An 18,327-nucleotide genomic window follows, 5' to 3' on the forward strand; every position below is an offset into this window, starting at 1 on the left:
TGGGTTAATTTTTAATTTGAGTAAATCCATTTTTAACACCGTAAGTATCCATCAAGTAAATAAGACTTGTCATTGTTGCAGCACCCAATTCTAATTCCCTTTTGTTAACTGCATCAAAGGTATCATTCTCTGCATGATGATAGTCAAAATAACGCTGACTATCTGGACGCAACCCGGCTAAGACCATTCCATCTTTTTTCAATGGACCAATATCTGCACCACTACCTCCTTTTTCAAAATAGTGTATTAAATATGGTTTGAATAATGATCTCCAGCTTTCAATTTGAGCAAAGTTTGCTTCGTCACAGTCAAACGAAAAACCTCTAGGAGTAAATCCTCCAGAATCGCTTTCTAAAGCAAACACGTGATTTTCTTTTTTCAATAATGCTTGTTCTGCATATTCACGACCACCGCGTAATCCATTTTCTTCATTCATAAATAAGACAACACGAATGCTGTGTTTAGGCTTGTAACCTATTTCTTTCAATAGTCTAAGGACATCCATTGACTGAACAACTCCTGCACCATCATCGTGAGAACCATCTCCTAAATCCCACGAATCTAAATGTCCTCCAACAACCATATATTTATTAGGATATTGAGTACCTGTAATCTCTCCAATAACGTTGTAAGACTCAACATCAGGGAAAACTTTACAGTTTTGCTTAAAGTAAAAATTTAAATCTGGTATTAGTTTCAATGTATTGCTAAGTTGCTCTGCGCCATTGGTACTAATAGCACAAGCTGGAATACGTTTACTTTCTGGCAAATCACCATAACTCATTGCCCCTGTGTGAGGAAAATCGTCTTGACGTAAATTCATTGAACGCACCACAATACCTACAGCACCATACTTTGCAGCTTCTGCAGCGCCAGAATATCGTTGATCAACACATCCACCATAAGCTTCAAATGTTTGAATAAGATTAGCTTGCATTGGTCTATTAAAAAATACAATTTTTCCTTTTAGTTTTTCAGTTCCTAATGTGGCTAATTCTTCTAAATTTTTCACTTCAACTATATTTGCTTTTAAGCCAGCATTTGGTGTAGCAACAGACCCACCTAAAGCACAAATATCCATTGTTGTTGTTCGCCCAGGACCTGTTTCCATAAAAGCATATTCCTTTAAACCACGAGTCCATTTAGGAACCATTACTGGTTGCAACCACACCTTATCAAGTCCTAATTGGTCAAGCTCAGCTTTAGTGTATTTTACTGCTTTCTCTGCATTTGTTGAACCAGATAATCTACCTCCTATTTTATTAGATAAGTAATCAAGCCAATCATACGATTTACCGTTTAATAATGAAGCATCGTAAATTGCTCTCAACATTGTAGCATCTTTTTGATTTACCTGTTGAGAAAAAATGGTTTGAAAACTACAAACAACAAAAAGTAAAAGTATTTTTTTCATAAATATGGAAATTCGGTATGTGATTTAATAGACGACAAAAAAGTGAAAATATCTCTTAAATTTATTCACTTTCTAGCCTTGCTATAAACTCGTCAATACGAGCTTTAGTTTTATCATCTAATTCAGGTTCTTTAATATCAGTGTATTTCTGTAATTCTTGTAGCATAATTGATGCCACTGTTAGTCTTGCAGACGGCTTATCATCTGACGGAATTACATACCAAGGGGCATGAGGTTTTGAGGTTCTATTAAGTATATCTTCATAGCAACTCATATAATCGCTCCATAAGTCGCGTTCATCAAGATCACCTGCTGAAAACTTCCAGTTTTTTGAAGTTTTATGAAGTCTTCTCAATTGCCTGTTTTTTTGCTCTTCTTTCGATAAGTTCAAAAAGAACTTAAAAATTATAGTCCCATTATCTGCGATGGTTTCTTCAAAGTTATTGATTTGCTCAAAGCGTTTGTCCCAAAATTTATCATCAATATCTTCCACTCCATTAATATGAGGAATATTTTCGCCCATTATATATTCTGGGTGAACTCTTGTTACTAATACATTTTCGTAATGTGTACGATTAAAAACACCAAATTTCCCTCTAGCCGGCAATGCTATATAATGTCTCCATAGAAAATCATGTTTTTTCTCAAGTTCGGTTGGCACTTTAAAGCTATGCACCACAACTCCTCTAGCGTTAAAATCTTTAAAAACTTCACGTATTAAACTATCTTTTCCTGCTGCATCCATTCCTTGTAAACATACCAAAACAGCATATTTTCCGTGAGCATACAAGGTATCCTGTAATTCTCCTAATTGCTCACGCGTTTCTTCTAAAGCATCTTCAATAGCCTTTTCATCTGCCTCTAAATCAACAAAGGTATTTGACTCCTTAATAGCAATTTTACTAGTTACTTTGTATTCAGAAATGTCAATCGATTTCATAATGCTTCGGAAATTTTAATAGTTTTATTATAATTTATTTGTAGCTAAGATACGGATGTTCTAACAATTGTAGTATACTTAAAATTTCGGCATAAAAAAAGGCTTCAGAATATTTCCGAAGCCTAAATAATACTTTAAGTTTCACTATTTAGTAGCGAAGAGCTTTACATCTTTCTCACTCACTTCATCTCCACCAAGGATTATTAATCGCTCAATTACATTACGCAATTCACGAATATTCCCTGTCCAATCATACTCCTGAAGAAGTTTTATTGCCTTATCACTAAACTGCTTAGGTGATGTTCCGTGGTCTGTAGAAATTCTCTTTGCGAAATATGATATAAGTAATGGAATATCTTCACGACGATCATTCAGCGCGGGCACTTTTATAAGGATTACTGCAAGACGGTGATATAAATCTTCTCTAAAGTTGCCTTCTGCAATTTCCTTTTTTAAATCTTTATTGGTTGCTGCAACAACTCGAACATCAACCTTAATATCCTTATCGCTACCTACTCGTTGCACTTTATTTTCTTGAAGTGCGCGCAATACTTTTGCTTGTGCGGAAAGGCTCATATCGCCTATTTCATCAAGAAATATTGTACCGCCATTTGCAGCTTCAAACTTACCTGCGCGATCTTTATTTGCAGAAGTAAAAGCGCCTTTAACGTGACCAAATAATTCGCTTTCAATAAGTTCGCTTGGTATTGCAGCACAGTTTACTTCAATCATAGGACCATTACTACGGTCACTTTTTTGATGGATCCAGTGCGCAACTAATTCTTTTCCAGTTCCGTTTGGTCCTGTAATAAAAACACGGGCTTCAGTAGGCGCTACTTTTTCAATCATTTCTTTGATTTGAAAAATAGCGTCACTATTTCCTATCATTTCGTAGTTTTTACTCACCTTCTTTTTTAGGCGGGTATTTTCTACGACAAGTTCCTTACGATCGAGCGCAATACGTACTGTATTTAATAATCTATTTAAATCTGGTGGTTTTGAAATATAATCAAAAGCACCTAACCTCATTGTGTTAACTGCTGTGTCTAAATCTCCGTGTCCAGAAATCATAACCATAGGAGTTTCTGGTTTAATTTTTTTAACCGCCTCGAGTACTTCTACTCCATCCATTTTAGGCATTTTTATATCGCAAAGTACAAGATCGTAATCTTCGTTTTTTATGAGTTCAATACCTGCTAAACCATCTTCCGCCTCGCTTACTTGGTATGTATTACTTTCTTCACTTAGTATCTTAACAAGCACTCTTCTAATAGCTGCTTCGTCTTCGATTATTAAAATTTTAGGCATACATTATATTTTTACTTTGATTCCTGATCTTCCGTACCAATTATTTTCATCATTGATTACATATACATTATCTCCTGCTGAATCTCTAAATCTTATTTCATTAATTATGGTGTGTCCACCATACACATAAAACACAAAATGGTCCATAAATTCCCATTCATATCCTAAACCAGAAAGCAAGGTTGTCAAAGATATGTTTTCTCCTAACAGTTGGCTATTATCTGGAAGACTAATAGGGGTGTTTTCCTGAATATTAGCATAAAAACCGTCAAGAGTTATGAATGCTTGGAAAGCCATTCCTGGAACAAATTTATATTTTACGTTTGATTTAGGCACTCCCAATGTATGCGACCATTTAGGTGCAAACTCCCTATAATAGTTAATAAACGGTAATGGAAATGGTCTCCCCGCGGTTGTTGAATAGTTTAATCCCATTATTAATCGCCAAGGCTTTTTAGGCATATTTTCCTGTGTAAGCTTAGTTCGATCTTTTATAAAATATGCGCTTCCTCCAAAAATATAATCGTCTCCTGTGATTGAATTATCAAAATTTGATGCTAGTTTTATTTCAGCTTGAACTGCCCAGCGCCAATTATTTTCCATTTTATCTGTAAAACCTAATGATCCTGTAAAAGATTGAAACCTTTCAATATTATTATTGTCAAAAGGTAAGTTATCTCTTAATAATAGATTTACATTTCGGTACTCTACACCTACTACTAAATAGGCATCTTCGTATATCTCATATGGGTAATTAACGAAAGCGCGGAGTCGCTTAAAGGTGTTATCCGAATTATCTTGTGGAAAATACGTATACTCTAAACGCGCAAGATCGGTTAGTTGTGCATTTGAATTCTGCACAAATAAAAACGATACTAAAATAAACACGAGACTCTTGTATATCATAAGGATTGATTATTAATCTTCCGCTAAATTATCTGAATCGTTTTTATTTGTTTCTAATTTTGTGTTAAATATGTGCACATCTCTTTGAGGAAATGGAATTGTGATATTATTCTCTCTAAATAAAGTATCTATCTTAAAACGAATCTCGCTTTTAATACGTGGTTCAACAAAACTGTCATTAATGTAGAAAAGAACGCTAAAATTTAATGAAGAGTCGCCAAAATCTTGAAACAACACAAAAGGTTTTGGAGATTTTAAAACTCCGCGTTGTTCACTCACACTTTTAAGTAGTAATTTTTCAACAAGACGCGTGTCACTTCCATAAGCTACACCAACGTTTACGGACTCTCTTGTTGTTCTATGGTTTTGGGTGTAATTGTATATTGTTTCAGAAATAAATTTATGATTAGGAATGATGATAATTTTATCATCGCGAGTTATCGCTCTAGTAGTCCGAAGTTTAATATCAAAAACTCGCCCTACTTTACCATCTACTTCAACAATATCGCCCACTAGAAGTGATTTGTCTAAGATTATAAAAATCCCTCCTATTACATCTTGAAACAACTCTTGTAGCGCTAAACCTAAACCTACTAATAGTGCTGCTGAAGCCGCTAAAAACGGAGTTACATTTATCCCCGAAGCACTTAAAACCATAAATACAACAACGATATAAGTGATGTATTTTATAAATTTAAATACGCTGATAAATTTGTTTTTATCCTGCGCATCCATTTTTCTAGTAAAGAGCACACGAATCCACTTTAGCAGAAAGCTTGCCATAACAAATGCAAGTACTACTAATAGGATTGCCCAAGGAGTAATCTTTACAAGATTTTCTCCTTCACCAAACGTGATAATCTCGAAGTTGAAAAAGTCCTGTATAGCTCCCCACACATCTTCTTTAACCACCTCTTCTATTTTATCTTTTACGTCTTCTTGCACTAATTATTAGTATTTAAGCCACTTAGCAATTTCTTTGTATGAAGCTTTTTTACCGTACATTAAAATACCAACACGGTAAATTTTTGCAGCAAACCAAACTATTCCTATAAATGTAACAAATAAAATCACCACTGAAAGTATTTGCTGCCAAACTGGAACTCCGAAAGGAATACGCATTAACATAACCACTGGTGATGTAAAAGGTATGTAGCTAAAGACTTGCGATACGGTACCATGTGGATTTTCTATAACAGTGAAAAAACCAACATACACAGCTAAAATTAAAGGCATAAGTATTGGCATCATAAATTGCTGTGTATCTGTTTCACTATCTACAGCAGCACCAATTGCAGCGTATAACGAAGCATATAAAAGGTATCCTCCTATAAAAAACAATAAGAACATAACTATTAAATTAACTAAGGGTAAGCTATTGTAAGCATCCATCACTTGCAACATAAAATCTGGAGAACCACTTTCAACACCTTGACTTTGCAATAGCATTTCTTGTTGTTGTCCTTGCATAGCACCTGGATCAATACCAAACACTAATGCAACTACTGATGATAAGACACCTATTAAAATAACCCAAGCAACAAATTGTGTTACTCCTGCTAGAGAAGTACCTATAATTTTACCTAAGAGCAATTTAATAGGCTTTACTGAAGAAATAATAACCTCAACAATACGACTAGTTTTCTCTTCTATTACACTACGCATTATCATATTTCCATAAATAATAATAAACATAAAAAGAAGGTATCCTGCGGCACCACCAAAAATAAGTTTAGCAATTGACCCTACTTCTGAGGTACGTTCACCTGCAAATGATTCTTGTTTAATTTCAAGATCAACTCGTAATTCTTTTATTTTTTCAGCATCGATATTTGCTTGTTTTAAACGAGCATTATTAACTTTAGTTTCAATTGTACGCTCCATTTTATTCATCACACTTATAGCAGGTGACTCTTCTGAATAAAATGTAGTAGCATTAGCAAGCTGGACTAAATTTTCCGTTTTTGGAATGTGAAGTAATCCATAGCTTTTATCATTTTCAGTAACTTTTTTGGCTTCGTCTAATGTACCACTTGTGAGTATTTTATACTTAACAGTTTCAGTATCTTCAAAGCTATTGATAAACATACCGCTTTCATCATATACTGAAATATTACGAACATTATCATTGTTTACGCTTGATAAATATCCCACTAGGGCAAAAATTCCTACAAATATTAATGGACTCAAAAAAGTCATTATAATAAAAGACTTATTACGAACTTTATTAAGGTATTCTCTCTTTATTATTAATGGAAGATGATTCATAATTGCTTAGTTTTTTTGTACCGTTTCAATAAAAATATCGTTTGCAGAAGGGATTACTTCAACAAAATGATTAAGCTGCCCGTAACTTGTTAAAAAACTTACAAGATCGTTTGCCGAATGCGTTTGAGGTATTTTAACCTTATACTGTAATTCGTCGTTAATACTTTTAAATGTTGTTGGTGTTATTTCAAACTTTTCTTTCAATGCTGCTGAAACAGCTTCTTTATTGTCAGTCAGTAAACCTACTTCAAAAGTGTTAGATTGATAAGCTTTTTTAATGTCTAACAACTTCCCATCAAGAATTTTATTTGATTTATGAATCAAGGCTATATGATCACACATTTCTTCTACAGATTCCATACGGTGTGTTGAGAATATTACCGTAGCTCCATCATCACGAAGTTTTAATATTTCATCTTTAATTAAGTTAGCATTAATAGGATCAAAACCACTAAATGGTTCATCAAAAATTAATAGTTTAGGGTTGTGCATTACTGTCACAATAAACTGAATTTTTTGCGCTTGCCCTTTACTTAACTCTTGTATTTTTTTATTCCACCAGTCACCAATTTCAAGACGTTCAAACCAATACATCAGTCTTTTTCTAGCTTCGTTAGCAGTTAAGCCTTTAAGTTGAGCGAGATATACGCATTGCTCTCCTACTTTCATTGATTTATACAAACCACGTTCCTCTGGCAGGTAACCAATATTTTGAATATGATCTGGACGTAAAGGTTCGCCATCTAAAATTACATTACCAGTGTCTGGCATAGTAATTTGATTAATGATTCTAATAAGAGTTGTTTTTCCTGCTCCATTTGGTCCTAAAAGTCCAAAAACACTTCCTTTTGGTACTTGGATAGTAACATTGTTTAATGCCTTAAATTCCCCAAAGGATTTAGACACATTATTTGCTTGTAATAAATATTCCATTGATTAGATATATGTGTTGTAAAGGTATCAAAATAGCAACGTAAAATTATTGCACTTCTAACAGTATTTATAGTTAGTAGTTAAATTATTGATCTTGTTACATTGTAATGTAAATTGAGAAGTTGCTTTAAAACAAAACCCTCTCCCTGCAAGCAGGAAGAGGGAAAAAAATTGCTATGAAAAAGAAAAATATCACCACTTAAGAAGTAGTGATATTCAAATATAATAAATTTTCTTAATGAAACGTTAATTATGAGAACATATCTTTAACTTTTTCAAAAAAAGATTTGTCTTCTTTTTCAGGTTTCGGCTCGAAATGGCTGTCATTGCTCATTTTTTCGAAAAATTCTTTTTGTTCTTTTGTTAACGTTTTAGGTGTCCAAACGTTAACATGAACTAATAAATCTCCTGTTCCGTACCCATTAATTGATGGAATTCCCTTTTTACGTAAACGTAAAATCTTTCCACTTTGCACTCCACTATCAATAGGAATCCTAACCTTACCAGTAACTGTTTCTATTTCCTTTGAAGTACCTAAAGCTGCTTCAGAAAAACTAATGTACATATCATAGTGAAGGTTATCTCCTTCACGTTGTAAAAACTCGTGTGGAACTTCTTCAATAGCAACTAATAAGTCACCAGAAATACCATTACCTGGAGCATCATTTCCTTTTCCAGAAACCTTTAATTGCATTCCATCAACAACTCCTGCAGGTATTTTTATACTCACAGTCTCTTCTGTAGCTAACATTCCTTGCGCATCAGCATTTGTAGGTTTACTATCAACCATCTGTCCTGCTCCACCACAAGTACTACAAGTAGCTGAAGTTTGCATACGTCCTAAAATAGTATTCTGTATTTTAACCACTTGCCCTTGTCCATTACAAGTTGAACAAGTTTTGTAAGTTGTACCTGACGCTACTTTTTTACGTTTTACTTTTATTTTTTTCTCTACACCATTTGCTATTTCATCTAGTGTAAGTTTTACACGAATACGTAGGTTTGAACCTTTTACAGTACGACGACCGCCGCCACCGCCAAAGCCTCCAAAACCACCTCCGCCGCCACCAAAGATGTCGCCGAACTGACTAAATATATCATCCATATTCATACCTCCACCGAAGCCACCTCCGCCTCCGCCTTCAAAAGCTTGATGACCATATTGATCATAACGCGCTTTTTTATTAGGATCGCTTAAAACTTCATATGCTTCAGCTGCTTTTTTAAACTTTTCTTCAGCAGTAGAATCATCTGGGTTTTTATCAGGGTGGTGCTCAATAGCTTTTTTACGATATGCCTTTTTAATTTCGGCAGCCGTAGCGTTTTTTGATATTCCTAATATGTCGTAAAAATCTTCTTTCATAAAAATCTTTTCTATGCAACGTTTTGATTAGCTCTAAAAAAAAGAGCCATAATGTTTTATTAATATTTCGGCTAGAAATTACTGCCCAATAACAACTTTAGGGTATCTAATTATTTTATCACCTAAAGCATATCCCTTTTCAATGATGTCAATGATTTTTCCTTTCATATCATCTGAAGGTGCAGGAATTTGTGTGATTGCTTCATGAAGATCTGCATTAAAAGTATCTCCAACAGCAGTTTCTGAAACAGTTAAACCTTTTTGCTTTAAAGCTTCATTTAACTTATTATTGATAAGTATCATACCTTGAACGTGAACATCATCCTTATCATCGCTAAAGTCCTTTAACGCTCTTTCGAAATCATCTAAAACTGGCAACATAGAAACCATAACTTCCTGTCCCGCAGTTTTAAAAAGCTCCATACGCTCTTTTGAAGTTCGTTTTTTATAATTTTCAAACTCTGCAAAAAGACGTAAAAACTTCTCCTTTTCTTGTTGTAATTCTTGATTTAATTTTTCTTCTGTTGACATTTCGGCTTCAGCCTCATCTACAGTATTTCCTTCATCTATCGTAACATCATTTAACAGTTCTCCTTCTAAAGCAGCATCTGTATTTTTAGTTTCTTCACTCATTATTATGATAATTTTTCATTTTTGTAAGGGGATGCAAATGTACTGCCATTAATATTATTTTGTCAAAATGTCACTCCTAAAATTTAGTAGTTTGTTAAGAGTTTGCTCCGTTTAGCAATTGTAATTTTGCATTTCAATTCTAATCAAACAAATAATGAAAAAACAAATCTTAACTATTCTTGCTTTAGCGCTTATAACAGTAAGTTTTACTGCTTGTAAAAATGATGCAAAGAATACTGACACTTTAAACGAAGAAGTAACTGAAGTTGCAAACGATTTTAGAGCTACTGACTCTGGAGATCTTTACACTGTGAAAAATGCAAATTCTTCTATAGCTTGGGAAGGAAGTAAGCCTGTAGGCACACATACTGGTACTATTGCTATAAACGAAGGAGCTGTATATATTGACAAAGGAGCAATTACTGGGGGTAAATTTACAATCGACATGAAGTCAATTACTGTAACTGACCTAGAAGCTGGAGATGGCAAAGAAAGCTTAGAAGCTCACTTAATGGGAACTGTTGAAGGTAAAGAAGGTGATTTTTTTAACGTTGAAAAATACCCTACTGCACAATTTGTAATTACAGCTGTAAAATCTGAAAATGGATTGACCGTTTTAGAAGGAGACTTAACTATTAAGGACAAAACTAATCCTGTAAGTATTCCTGTAACTGTTGAGGAAAATAAAAATGCAGTTATGATTAAAAGCGAGCAGTTTGAAATTGACCGTACTCAATGGGGAATCAACTATGGTTCTAAATCTATCTTTGACAACTTAGGAGATAAATTTATTGATGATGCTATGAAACTTAAAGTAAGTATAGTTGCTGCTAAGTAATTATAAAAAAAATTCTTTAAAAAAAGCCACTTCAAATTGAAGTGGCTTTTTGTTTTACCCAAAATTATTACTTTTTTAAAAGGTTTTTCACTGCATTTTCTGCATTGTAATATCTAAATATAAAACCGTGTTTTTCTAATTTTTGAGAACTAACAAGTTGTCCTTCTAAGACCAATACTGCCATTTCCCCTAAAACAAGCTTGAGCATAAAACCAGGAACGTTAGGCAAAAACATTGGTACATTTAAAGTATTAGCTAATAATCTTGTAAGTTTCTTATTATTTACAGCTGTAGGTGCAACAGCATTGTAAACACCCACAAGTGATTTATTTAAAACATAAACATACACTGCTGCTATATCATCAATATGAATCCAAGAAATCCATTGTTTACCAGAACCTAATGGTGCCGGAACACCTAATCTAACAGGCTTTAATAATTCTGGAAACGCCCCCTCCTTTTTAGCAAAAACGACACCTGTTCTAACTTTAGCCACATCAATCCCTAGTGTAGCAAATTGATCTGCGGCTGCCTCCCAAGCAACAACCACTTCACCTAAAAAACCTTTATCAACTTCAGTTGATTCTTCAGTATATAAATGTGTTTCATCATTTGGATAAATACTAATTCCGCTAGCACTTATAAAATGACGCACATTATGGTCTATTCTCTGTAATGTAGTATAAAGTAAATTCGCCGTTTCAGTCCTACTTTCAAGTATAATTTTCTTGTACGACTTTGTCCATCGTTCAGAAATTGAAGCACCAACAAGATTAATAACACTCCCTACATTTTCAAAACAAGCTACATCTATTTCACCTTTTTTAGGCGACCAAAGAAATCCTTTATGATTATGCTCATGTTTAATTTTCTCTTCACGCGTTGTTAAGTAATTAACGTGAATACCTTGCTCTAAAAGTAGTTTAGTGATTTGTGTACCTATAAGTCCTGTTGCACCCGTTATTAATACTTTCATTTTATTTTTTACTTAAAATTAAGCACTTTTCACTTCACTGATATCATGTTTAACTCCTTATTAGGATTAAAATAACGTTTGTCTTAAAATATCAAGATTTTGTAGCTCTTAGCATCTCTCTTTTTCCTGGAGGTCCAGGTAAACGCTCCACCACAAAACCAACTGCTTGCATTGCTCTTCTTACACTACCTTTTGCTGCGTAAGTTACTAAAACACCTTTAGGCTTTAGTGCTTCAAACATAATCTGAAATATTTCCTCAGTCCATAATTCAGGTTGTACTCTAGCGCCAAAAGCGTCAAAATAAATTAATTGATAGCTGTTCTTTTCTGAAATTTTATCAAAAAAAACTTGGTTCTTTTTTAAGCTGAAATTTGAATTTATTACTACAGATTCTTCCCAACTAACATCATGCAACTGTTGAAAAATGGTATCTGAAATTTCAAGTTGTTCAGCGTAATTAAGTCCTTTAACTTCATCACTAGAAATAGGATAAGCCTCAACGCCTGTGTAGTTTATTTTTACTTTTAAAATTTCGGTTTCAAGCAAAGTCAATAAAGCATTTAACCCTGTACCGAAACCTATTTCAAGAATAGAAATTTCAGCACAAGGGTTTAGCTTTAAAAAATGATACAAACCAGTGGCAATAAACACATGATTTGCTTCAGCGATTGCACCGTGTTTAGAATGATATTGTTCATCCCAATCTGGCAAGTGAATAGTCGTAGAACCATCACCTGTTTTTAGAAATTCACGCTTCAAATTATTCTACTTCCTGCTTTTTAGGAATCAAAACTCCTGAAGATGTAAAAGATAATGTTCGTTTTGGCTCAGTGATTTCAAGAACTTCCTCTTTCGATTTACCTCCATCTTCTGCATAATGACGTTGTTCATCAACACTCATCTCTGCAACAAATGCTTTTCCTGCCATTATTACTTCTTCATTTCCTAAATCTGTAGGCATAAAAAATCCGTAATCTTTAAATTTAACCATTGCCTCGGTATCATCACCAATTGCAACTTGCATCCAGCAACCTTTTGCTTGACAAACTTCGTTCACTTTAGCTCTAAACTTAACGTCTATAGTATCTCCTGGCTTTAACGAATTATATTTTGCCAGCATCTCTTCAGCAGACAACACCTCTTTATCTGTGATTTTTTCACCATAAAAATCATAATTAGCCGCTATAGTTTCAGTTGCTACCTCAACATCTTTTTGCTTAGAGTCGCTACAAGCTACAAGCACTGTAGCTATTAGTAATGTGATAAATATTTTTTTCATGTTACTACTATTTTCAAAATTAATATTGTTAATTAATATACTGCAATTTTAGGAAAATTTTGGATTTTATGTAGGGTAAAAAATCGTTATTTTTGCAAAAACAACAATTAACTAAATGAACAACATAACAACACCAGCAATTAAAGTAATTAAAGCCGACACTTCTAAACTGAAGGATGTTGACTTTAACAACCTAGCATTTGGCGCTAATTTCACAGACCATATGTTTGAATGCGACTTTAAGGATGGTGAGTGGCAGACACCTACTATCAAACCTTACGGGAATTTAGTAATGTCTCCAGCAGCAAAAGTATTGCATTACGGCCAAGCTGTTTTTGAAGGAATGAAAGCATATAAGGATGACAATGGAGATGTGCATTTATTCAGACCTCAACAAAACATAGAACGTATAAACAAATCGTCTAAACGTATGGCGATACCTGAGTTTCCTGAAGAAATTATGATGGAAGCCTTAAAACAACTTGTAGCTCTTGATAAAGACTGGGTTCAACCAGGAAGAGGAAACTCATTATACATTAGACCTTTTGTGATAAGCACACAGGTAGGTGTATCTGCATCTCCTTCAAATGCTTACAAATTCATGATCATTATGGCGCCAGTAAATGCATATTACACTGGTGATGTTCGTGTAGTAATAGCTGAGGAATATAGCCGCTCTGCAGATGGCGGTGTTGGTGCTGCAAAAGCTGCTGGTAATTATGGAGCTCAGTTTTACCCTACTAATTTAGCTAAAGAGCAAGGTTTTGACCAAGTTATTTGGACAGACTCTAACGAACATAAATACCTAGAGGAAGCTGGAACAATGAACGTGTTTTTCCGAATAAATGACACTTTAATCACAGCGCCTACAAGTGATCGTATTCTTGATGGTGTTACTAGAAAGAGTGTTCTAAAACTAGCCGAAAGAGCAGGTATCAACACAGAAGTTAGAAAACTAACAGTTACTGAATTAGTAGATGCTGCAAAAGCTGGCGAATTAAAAGAAATTTTTGGTAGTGGAACAGCAGCTGTCATTAGTCCTGTTAGTGCCTTCTCCTACAAAGATGTTGTTTACGATATTGACAAACAAGATGATAGTTATGCTACTAAGTTTAAAAATGACTTAATGGACATACAATATAATGTAAGTGAAGATCCTTTTAGCTGGAGAGTTAAAATCTAAACAAACAATTCCAAATTTAAAAAGCCTTAATAATTATTTATTAAGGCTTTTTTTAATGCTTAAGATTCTAAAACCTTTTTGATATTTGGCTTGAAGTAATCTGGTCCTTTCAAAACTTTTCCATCTTCACGGTAAATAGGTTTTCCATCCTCCCCTAGTTTACTCATATTACTGCGCTGAATTTCGTTGAAAACCTCAACAATTTTATCCTGCATACCGTGTTCAATAATGGTCCCACATAAAATATATAGCATATCTCCTAACGCATCTGCAACTTCAACTAAATCCCCATCTTTTGCTGCCTCTAGGTATTCTTCATTTTCCTCTTTCATTAAATCAAACCTAAGTTGGTTTCTTTTCTCTCCAATATCTGCCGTTGGCTCATAATTAATACCAGCACCAAAGGCTTTATGAAATTCTAATACCGCTGCAATTTTATCTTTCATTCTTTAAGTTTTATTATTCCGAAATATTAATGACTTAACACATGTCAATCAAATCACCCATTAGGAACTTATTTTAGATTTCTGTTGTATTTTTACAAATATAAAACTACACAAATATGTTCAGTACAGGCCAATGGATTTTCGCTTTATTTTTTGTTATTGGCTTCGTGATTTTAATGATCATTAGCTATAGAAAAGACATCAAACTCCATAGAAAATACTACAAAGGTAGCATTTGGGTGCTTGTTGGTTTTCTAGTTTTCATAGCTTTACTCGTTGGCGCTAAATACTTACTCAAGCAGTAAACACCTCTTTTCTAATCATCTATACTTACAATAAAAACTTGTTTTCTACAAGTTGGATTTTTACATTTTAAAAAGTAGATTCGAATTGCAGAACTAAAACTAACCAACTATTTCGCAATTCCATTTAGCATTTTTTGCTAGTATTTAATAATTAATATACCCATTAGCGGGTATGGCTTTCATTTGGTTTTTTTTATTAATTGCACTAATAATCAAACTAACAAACCGTATTATGGCACATGAAAACCACAGATTCAATTTAATTTTAAGAAACCACAACCACCCAACTTCAAAATCTCAAGCAAGTTTAAATCCCATTTTTAGCGAAGCATCCCATGGAACTCACTACACTTTATTTGCTGAATTTTTACCAAAAGATAGTAATAAAGTTTATGAAGGAAGCTTTGAAGTAGGTTCAATTAGAGTTAAACTTCAAAATTTTACAGGGCCTATCACCATGGGGATTTCGGAAATTATTGGTATTAATATTTATAATGGAGAAGAATCCATGAAGGAGTTTATGGTTGAGAATTTTTCAACCAAAAGAGTTGTTGAATTAATTGTTAGTGTACAGCCTTTAAATTCTTGTCAAGAAAAAACAATTGAACTAGATAACTCCCTCTCTCTTACCCTAAACGAAGGTGATATATTTGAAACTCAAGTAATGAAAAAACTCATTGACCAAGAGTATTCTGGAGCAGGAAGAACCAGGTTTGAAAATCAAGCTTTAATTTTAGATGAAAACCATATGTATAGAGATGGCGAGGAAATTGTGATTACTAATGATGATATGTGGAAAGATAAATCAACGCTATTAATGTTAGAAAGTGCTGGCTTTATAATAAATGATCAAATAAATAACACATTAAAATATAACAATACTTCAATAGAAAAATCTTTAGAAAACACTAAACAACTAGCGGAAATAACATTAGGCATATCTAGCAACAAAAGCCGTCGTAATGACCCTAAGTGTAAGCAAAAAACATCAGACATATATATTATGTAACTTGCTTTTAGCTTTCACAATTGTTTATGATTAGAATATATATACTACTCTGCACACTCTTCTTTGCGCTGTCTACTACAACAGCGCAAAGCAATGAATTTGTGAACAACCTTAGACTATACAACTTAAAGGAAGCTGAAACACAAATCTCTCTATTACCCAAGAAAGCCAAAGCTTTGGCAAGTTGGCAAATTGAATTCTTAAAAGATTTCAAAATAAGCAATGAAAATTTCAGCAGTTTAGAAAATATAACTAAACCTAATGACAATGGTATTGGAGATTATCTTTATTACATTAATTGGGGTGATTATTTTTTCTACAATTCACTAGACAAAAATATTAAGGCTATTGATAATTACAAACAAGCTTTGATAATTGCAAAAAAACTGGACAATAAATTGTTGACTGGTGAATCATTAAAACGTATTTTAACACTTCACAGAGTTAACTACCTATACAATAATCAAACATATGTACCTTTTTTAGAAGATTACAAACAGATAGTGTATGATGAATATGAAGAAGCATATTATCATTATTTCAATCTTATTTTAAACTTTAAAAACTACGATGTAGATCAATGGTCTCAAAATTCTTATAAAAAACTCTCTAATTATTTAAAGAAAAATGATCACCCTTACTTGCGAGGTATTTCACAAACAGTATTTGCAAGTTATTTTGAAGAAGTACAAAAACAGGATAGTATTTGGTATTATGCAAATAGCGCAAAACAGGCATTAGACTCAATACCATATGGCTATAAAGGGACTAGATTAAACCAAATTAATAGCTTTATGTCGAGAATTTCTTTACAAGAAGAAAAGTTTGAAAAAGCAGAAATATTCAGAAAAAATGCAACAACAACTTTATTCACTAGTATTGATTTGAAAACAAAATCTCTAGGGCATTATCAAAAATCAGTAATAGACTCAGTGCGTGGAGATTTCTTGAGTGCTTATGATGAAAGCATGAAATATCGAGTTTCAATGGCTGAAATCGAAGAAGCTGCTCAAAACAATTTATTCAACGAATTAGAAGTAAAATATGAGTCTGCCGAAAAAGAGAAGGAAATAGTTTTAATAGAAAATGCAAATCAGAAACAACGCTATATACTTATTGCACTTGGCTCCCTATTAATATTGGGAAGTATTATCGCATTTTTAATTTATCGCAACACAAAAAGAAAACAACGTATTGCCGAACAACAAAGAGAAATCGAAATTCAAAAAACTGAAAAAATATTAAAAGAGCAGGAAATCACTTCTATTAATGCAATGATAGAAGGTCAAGAAAAAGAACGTCAACGCGTTGCTAGCGACCTTCACGACAGCGTAGGCGCAACACTTGCAGCAGCCAAACTACAGTTTGATCATATTTCAAAAAACAAGGATAAAGCCTTAGAGATGGATGAACTATTTGAAAAAACAAAAATACTTCTGGATGACGCGTATTCCGAAGTTAGAAGTATGGCACATATTAAAAATAGTGGTGTAATCGCTAAAAATGGATTACTTCCTGCCATTAAAAAACTAACTGACAATGTTTCAATAAACGGAAATCTCGAAGTTGCACTACAAGATTTTGGTTTAGAAAACAGATTAGACAATAGTTTAGAAATAACCATTTTTAGAATTATACAAGAGTTAATTACAAATATTGTAAAACACGCGAGTGCAACCGAAGCTAGTATTAACATTACCCAACACGAATCACTCCTTTCTATCATAGTAGAGGACAATGGGAAGGGATTTAATATTTCAGAATTTATAAATAGTACTAACGGTATGGGACTTAGCAGTATCGAAAGACGCGTTGAACATCTTGAAGGAACAATGGAAGTTGATTCATTTCCAGGAAAAGGAACTTCTATATTAATAGACATACCATTATGATAAAAATAGCCATTGCAGAAGACCATCAATCACTAATCGACGGTATTGAGTTATTACTAAAATACGAAATCGATATAAAAATAATAGGTACCGCAAATGACGGTGAAGAACTACTGCGCATTGTAAGAAGAAACAAACCAAACGTAGTAATTACAGATATTAAGATGCCTAAAACTGACGGTATAGAAGCAACGAAGCTTATTAAACAAGAATTTCCTGAAACTAAAATTATTGGGTTTAGTATGTTTGATCAACAAGAAGCTATTCAACAAATGATTGCTGCAGGAGCAACTGGTTATTTATTAAAAAACTCTCCTTTAGAAGAAGTTTTAAATGCTATAAAAACAGTACACCTAGGCGGAACTTTTTACGATAAAAATATCAATCCAAAATTTTTAACTGAAACCGTCACCACAACGCAACAAAAAACACTGCTATCTAAAAGTGAAAAGGAAATTCTACTCATGATTGGGCAAGGTAAATCGAGTAATGAAATTGCAGCTTTACGTTTTACTTCTGTTTCAACAGTAGAAAAACATCGTAAAAACATGATTAGAAAATTAGGTCTTCAAGGTAAAGGTGAATTGCTTAGGTACTCCATCGAAAAAAAATACGATTTTTAAAAAGTACCCA

General features: G+C 33.4%; 18 protein-coding genes. 5 read left to right on the forward strand and 13 right to left on the reverse strand.

What is annotated here, in order from left to right; genetic code table 11:
* Positions 1-4: 4 nt before the first annotated feature.
* The 9 genes from GBH57_RS09185 to GBH57_RS09225 form a co-directional block, all read right to left on the reverse strand.
* Entirely contained in the window at positions 5-1,414 is a 1,410-nt protein-coding gene (locus GBH57_RS09185) for a M20/M25/M40 family metallo-hydrolase (RefSeq protein WP_151674195.1), read from the reverse strand.
* A 61-nt stretch (positions 1,415-1,475) separates the two neighbouring features.
* Complete coding sequence (locus GBH57_RS09190) at positions 1,476-2,354, reverse strand: PPK2 family polyphosphate kinase (protein WP_151674196.1); 879 nt, start codon at positions 2,352-2,354, stop codon at positions 1,476-1,478.
* Positions 2,355-2,498: 144 nt separating this feature from the next.
* Positions 2,499-3,662: a sigma-54-dependent transcriptional regulator gene (locus GBH57_RS09195; RefSeq protein ID WP_151674197.1), complete on the reverse strand. Its 1,164-nt coding sequence runs from the start codon at positions 3,660-3,662 to the stop codon at positions 2,499-2,501.
* Between the two features lie 3 nt (positions 3,663-3,665).
* A complete protein-coding gene (locus GBH57_RS09200; protein WP_151674198.1) occupies positions 3,666-4,568 on the reverse strand; it encodes a DUF6268 family outer membrane beta-barrel protein in 903 nt (300 codons plus the stop codon).
* A 12-nt stretch (positions 4,569-4,580) separates the two neighbouring features.
* Positions 4,581-5,513, reverse strand: a complete 933-nt coding sequence (locus GBH57_RS09205; RefSeq protein WP_151674199.1) for a mechanosensitive ion channel family protein — start codon at positions 5,511-5,513, stop codon at positions 4,581-4,583.
* Between the two features lie 6 nt (positions 5,514-5,519).
* Positions 5,520-6,836: an ABC transporter permease gene (locus tag GBH57_RS09210; RefSeq protein ID WP_151674200.1), complete on the reverse strand. Its 1,317-nt coding sequence runs from the start codon at positions 6,834-6,836 to the stop codon at positions 5,520-5,522.
* A 6-nt stretch (positions 6,837-6,842) separates the two neighbouring features.
* Positions 6,843-7,769 carry an ABC transporter ATP-binding protein gene (locus GBH57_RS09215; protein ID WP_151674201.1) on the reverse strand — a complete coding sequence of 309 codons (927 nt, stop codon included), beginning with the start codon at positions 7,767-7,769 and terminating at the stop codon, positions 6,843-6,845.
* 250 nt (positions 7,770-8,019) lie between these two features.
* Complete coding sequence (gene dnaJ, locus GBH57_RS09220; protein ID WP_151674202.1) at positions 8,020-9,132, reverse strand: molecular chaperone DnaJ; 1,113 nt, start codon at positions 9,130-9,132, stop codon at positions 8,020-8,022.
* Positions 9,133-9,210: 78 nt separating this feature from the next.
* Positions 9,211-9,765, reverse strand: coding sequence for a nucleotide exchange factor GrpE (locus GBH57_RS09225; RefSeq protein ID WP_151674203.1), 555 nt, complete (start codon positions 9,763-9,765; stop codon positions 9,211-9,213).
* 154 nt (positions 9,766-9,919) lie between these two features.
* On the opposite strand from GBH57_RS09225, the gene GBH57_RS09230 reads away from it, so the two are divergent.
* A complete protein-coding gene (locus tag GBH57_RS09230) occupies positions 9,920-10,603 on the forward strand; it encodes a YceI family protein (RefSeq protein WP_151674204.1) in 684 nt (227 codons plus the stop codon).
* 67 nt (positions 10,604-10,670) lie between these two features.
* Here GBH57_RS09230 and GBH57_RS09235 read toward each other — a convergent pair whose 3' ends face one another.
* The 3 genes from GBH57_RS09235 to GBH57_RS09245 all read right to left on the reverse strand — a co-directional run bounded on the left by GBH57_RS09235 (position 10,671) and on the right by GBH57_RS09245 (position 12,859).
* The gene (locus tag GBH57_RS09235; RefSeq protein WP_151674205.1) at positions 10,671-11,579 is read right to left on the reverse strand and encodes a TIGR01777 family oxidoreductase; all 909 of its coding nucleotides are present in this window, start codon (positions 11,577-11,579) and stop codon (positions 10,671-10,673) included.
* Positions 11,580-11,670: 91 nt separating this feature from the next.
* Complete coding sequence (mnmC2, locus tag GBH57_RS09240) at positions 11,671-12,339, reverse strand: tRNA (5-methylaminomethyl-2-thiouridine)(34)-methyltransferase MnmC2 (protein ID WP_151674206.1); 669 nt, start codon at positions 12,337-12,339, stop codon at positions 11,671-11,673.
* 1 nt (position 12,340) lies between these two features.
* Positions 12,341-12,859 carry a DUF4920 domain-containing protein gene (locus GBH57_RS09245; RefSeq protein WP_151674207.1) on the reverse strand — a complete coding sequence of 173 codons (519 nt, stop codon included), beginning with the start codon at positions 12,857-12,859 and terminating at the stop codon, positions 12,341-12,343.
* Between the two features lie 115 nt (positions 12,860-12,974).
* Between GBH57_RS09245 and GBH57_RS09250 the strand changes: the two genes are divergently transcribed.
* Positions 12,975-14,042: a branched-chain amino acid aminotransferase gene (locus GBH57_RS09250; RefSeq protein ID WP_151674208.1), complete on the forward strand. Its 1,068-nt coding sequence runs from the start codon at positions 12,975-12,977 to the stop codon at positions 14,040-14,042.
* 59 nt (positions 14,043-14,101) lie between these two features.
* Here the strand turns inward: GBH57_RS09250 and GBH57_RS09255 are convergent, their stop codons facing one another.
* Positions 14,102-14,488, reverse strand: a complete 387-nt coding sequence (locus GBH57_RS09255; RefSeq protein ID WP_151674209.1) for a pyrophosphohydrolase domain-containing protein — start codon at positions 14,486-14,488, stop codon at positions 14,102-14,104.
* Positions 14,489-15,025: 537 nt separating this feature from the next.
* Between GBH57_RS09255 and GBH57_RS09265 the strand changes: the two genes are divergently transcribed.
* Genes GBH57_RS09265 through GBH57_RS09275 form a run of 3 tightly spaced genes read left to right on the forward strand, consistent with a single transcriptional unit; the run spans position 15,026 to position 18,317 of the window.
* Positions 15,026-15,802 (forward strand): hypothetical protein, encoded by a 777-nt coding sequence (locus GBH57_RS09265; protein ID WP_151674211.1) that lies wholly within the window; start codon positions 15,026-15,028, stop codon positions 15,800-15,802.
* A 26-nt stretch (positions 15,803-15,828) separates the two neighbouring features.
* Positions 15,829-17,694, forward strand: a complete 1,866-nt coding sequence (locus tag GBH57_RS09270) for a sensor histidine kinase (RefSeq protein ID WP_151674212.1) — start codon at positions 15,829-15,831, stop codon at positions 17,692-17,694.
* Positions 17,691-18,317 (forward strand): response regulator transcription factor, encoded by a 627-nt coding sequence (locus GBH57_RS09275; protein WP_151674213.1) that lies wholly within the window; start codon positions 17,691-17,693, stop codon positions 18,315-18,317. The genes GBH57_RS09270 and GBH57_RS09275 overlap by 4 nt, the downstream gene beginning before the upstream one ends.
* The last annotated feature ends 10 nt before the right edge of the window (positions 18,318-18,327 follow it).

The sequence above is a fragment of the Patiriisocius marinus genome (genome assembly GCF_008974325.1).
Classification (GTDB): domain Bacteria; phylum Bacteroidota; class Bacteroidia; order Flavobacteriales; family Flavobacteriaceae; genus Patiriisocius; species Patiriisocius marinus.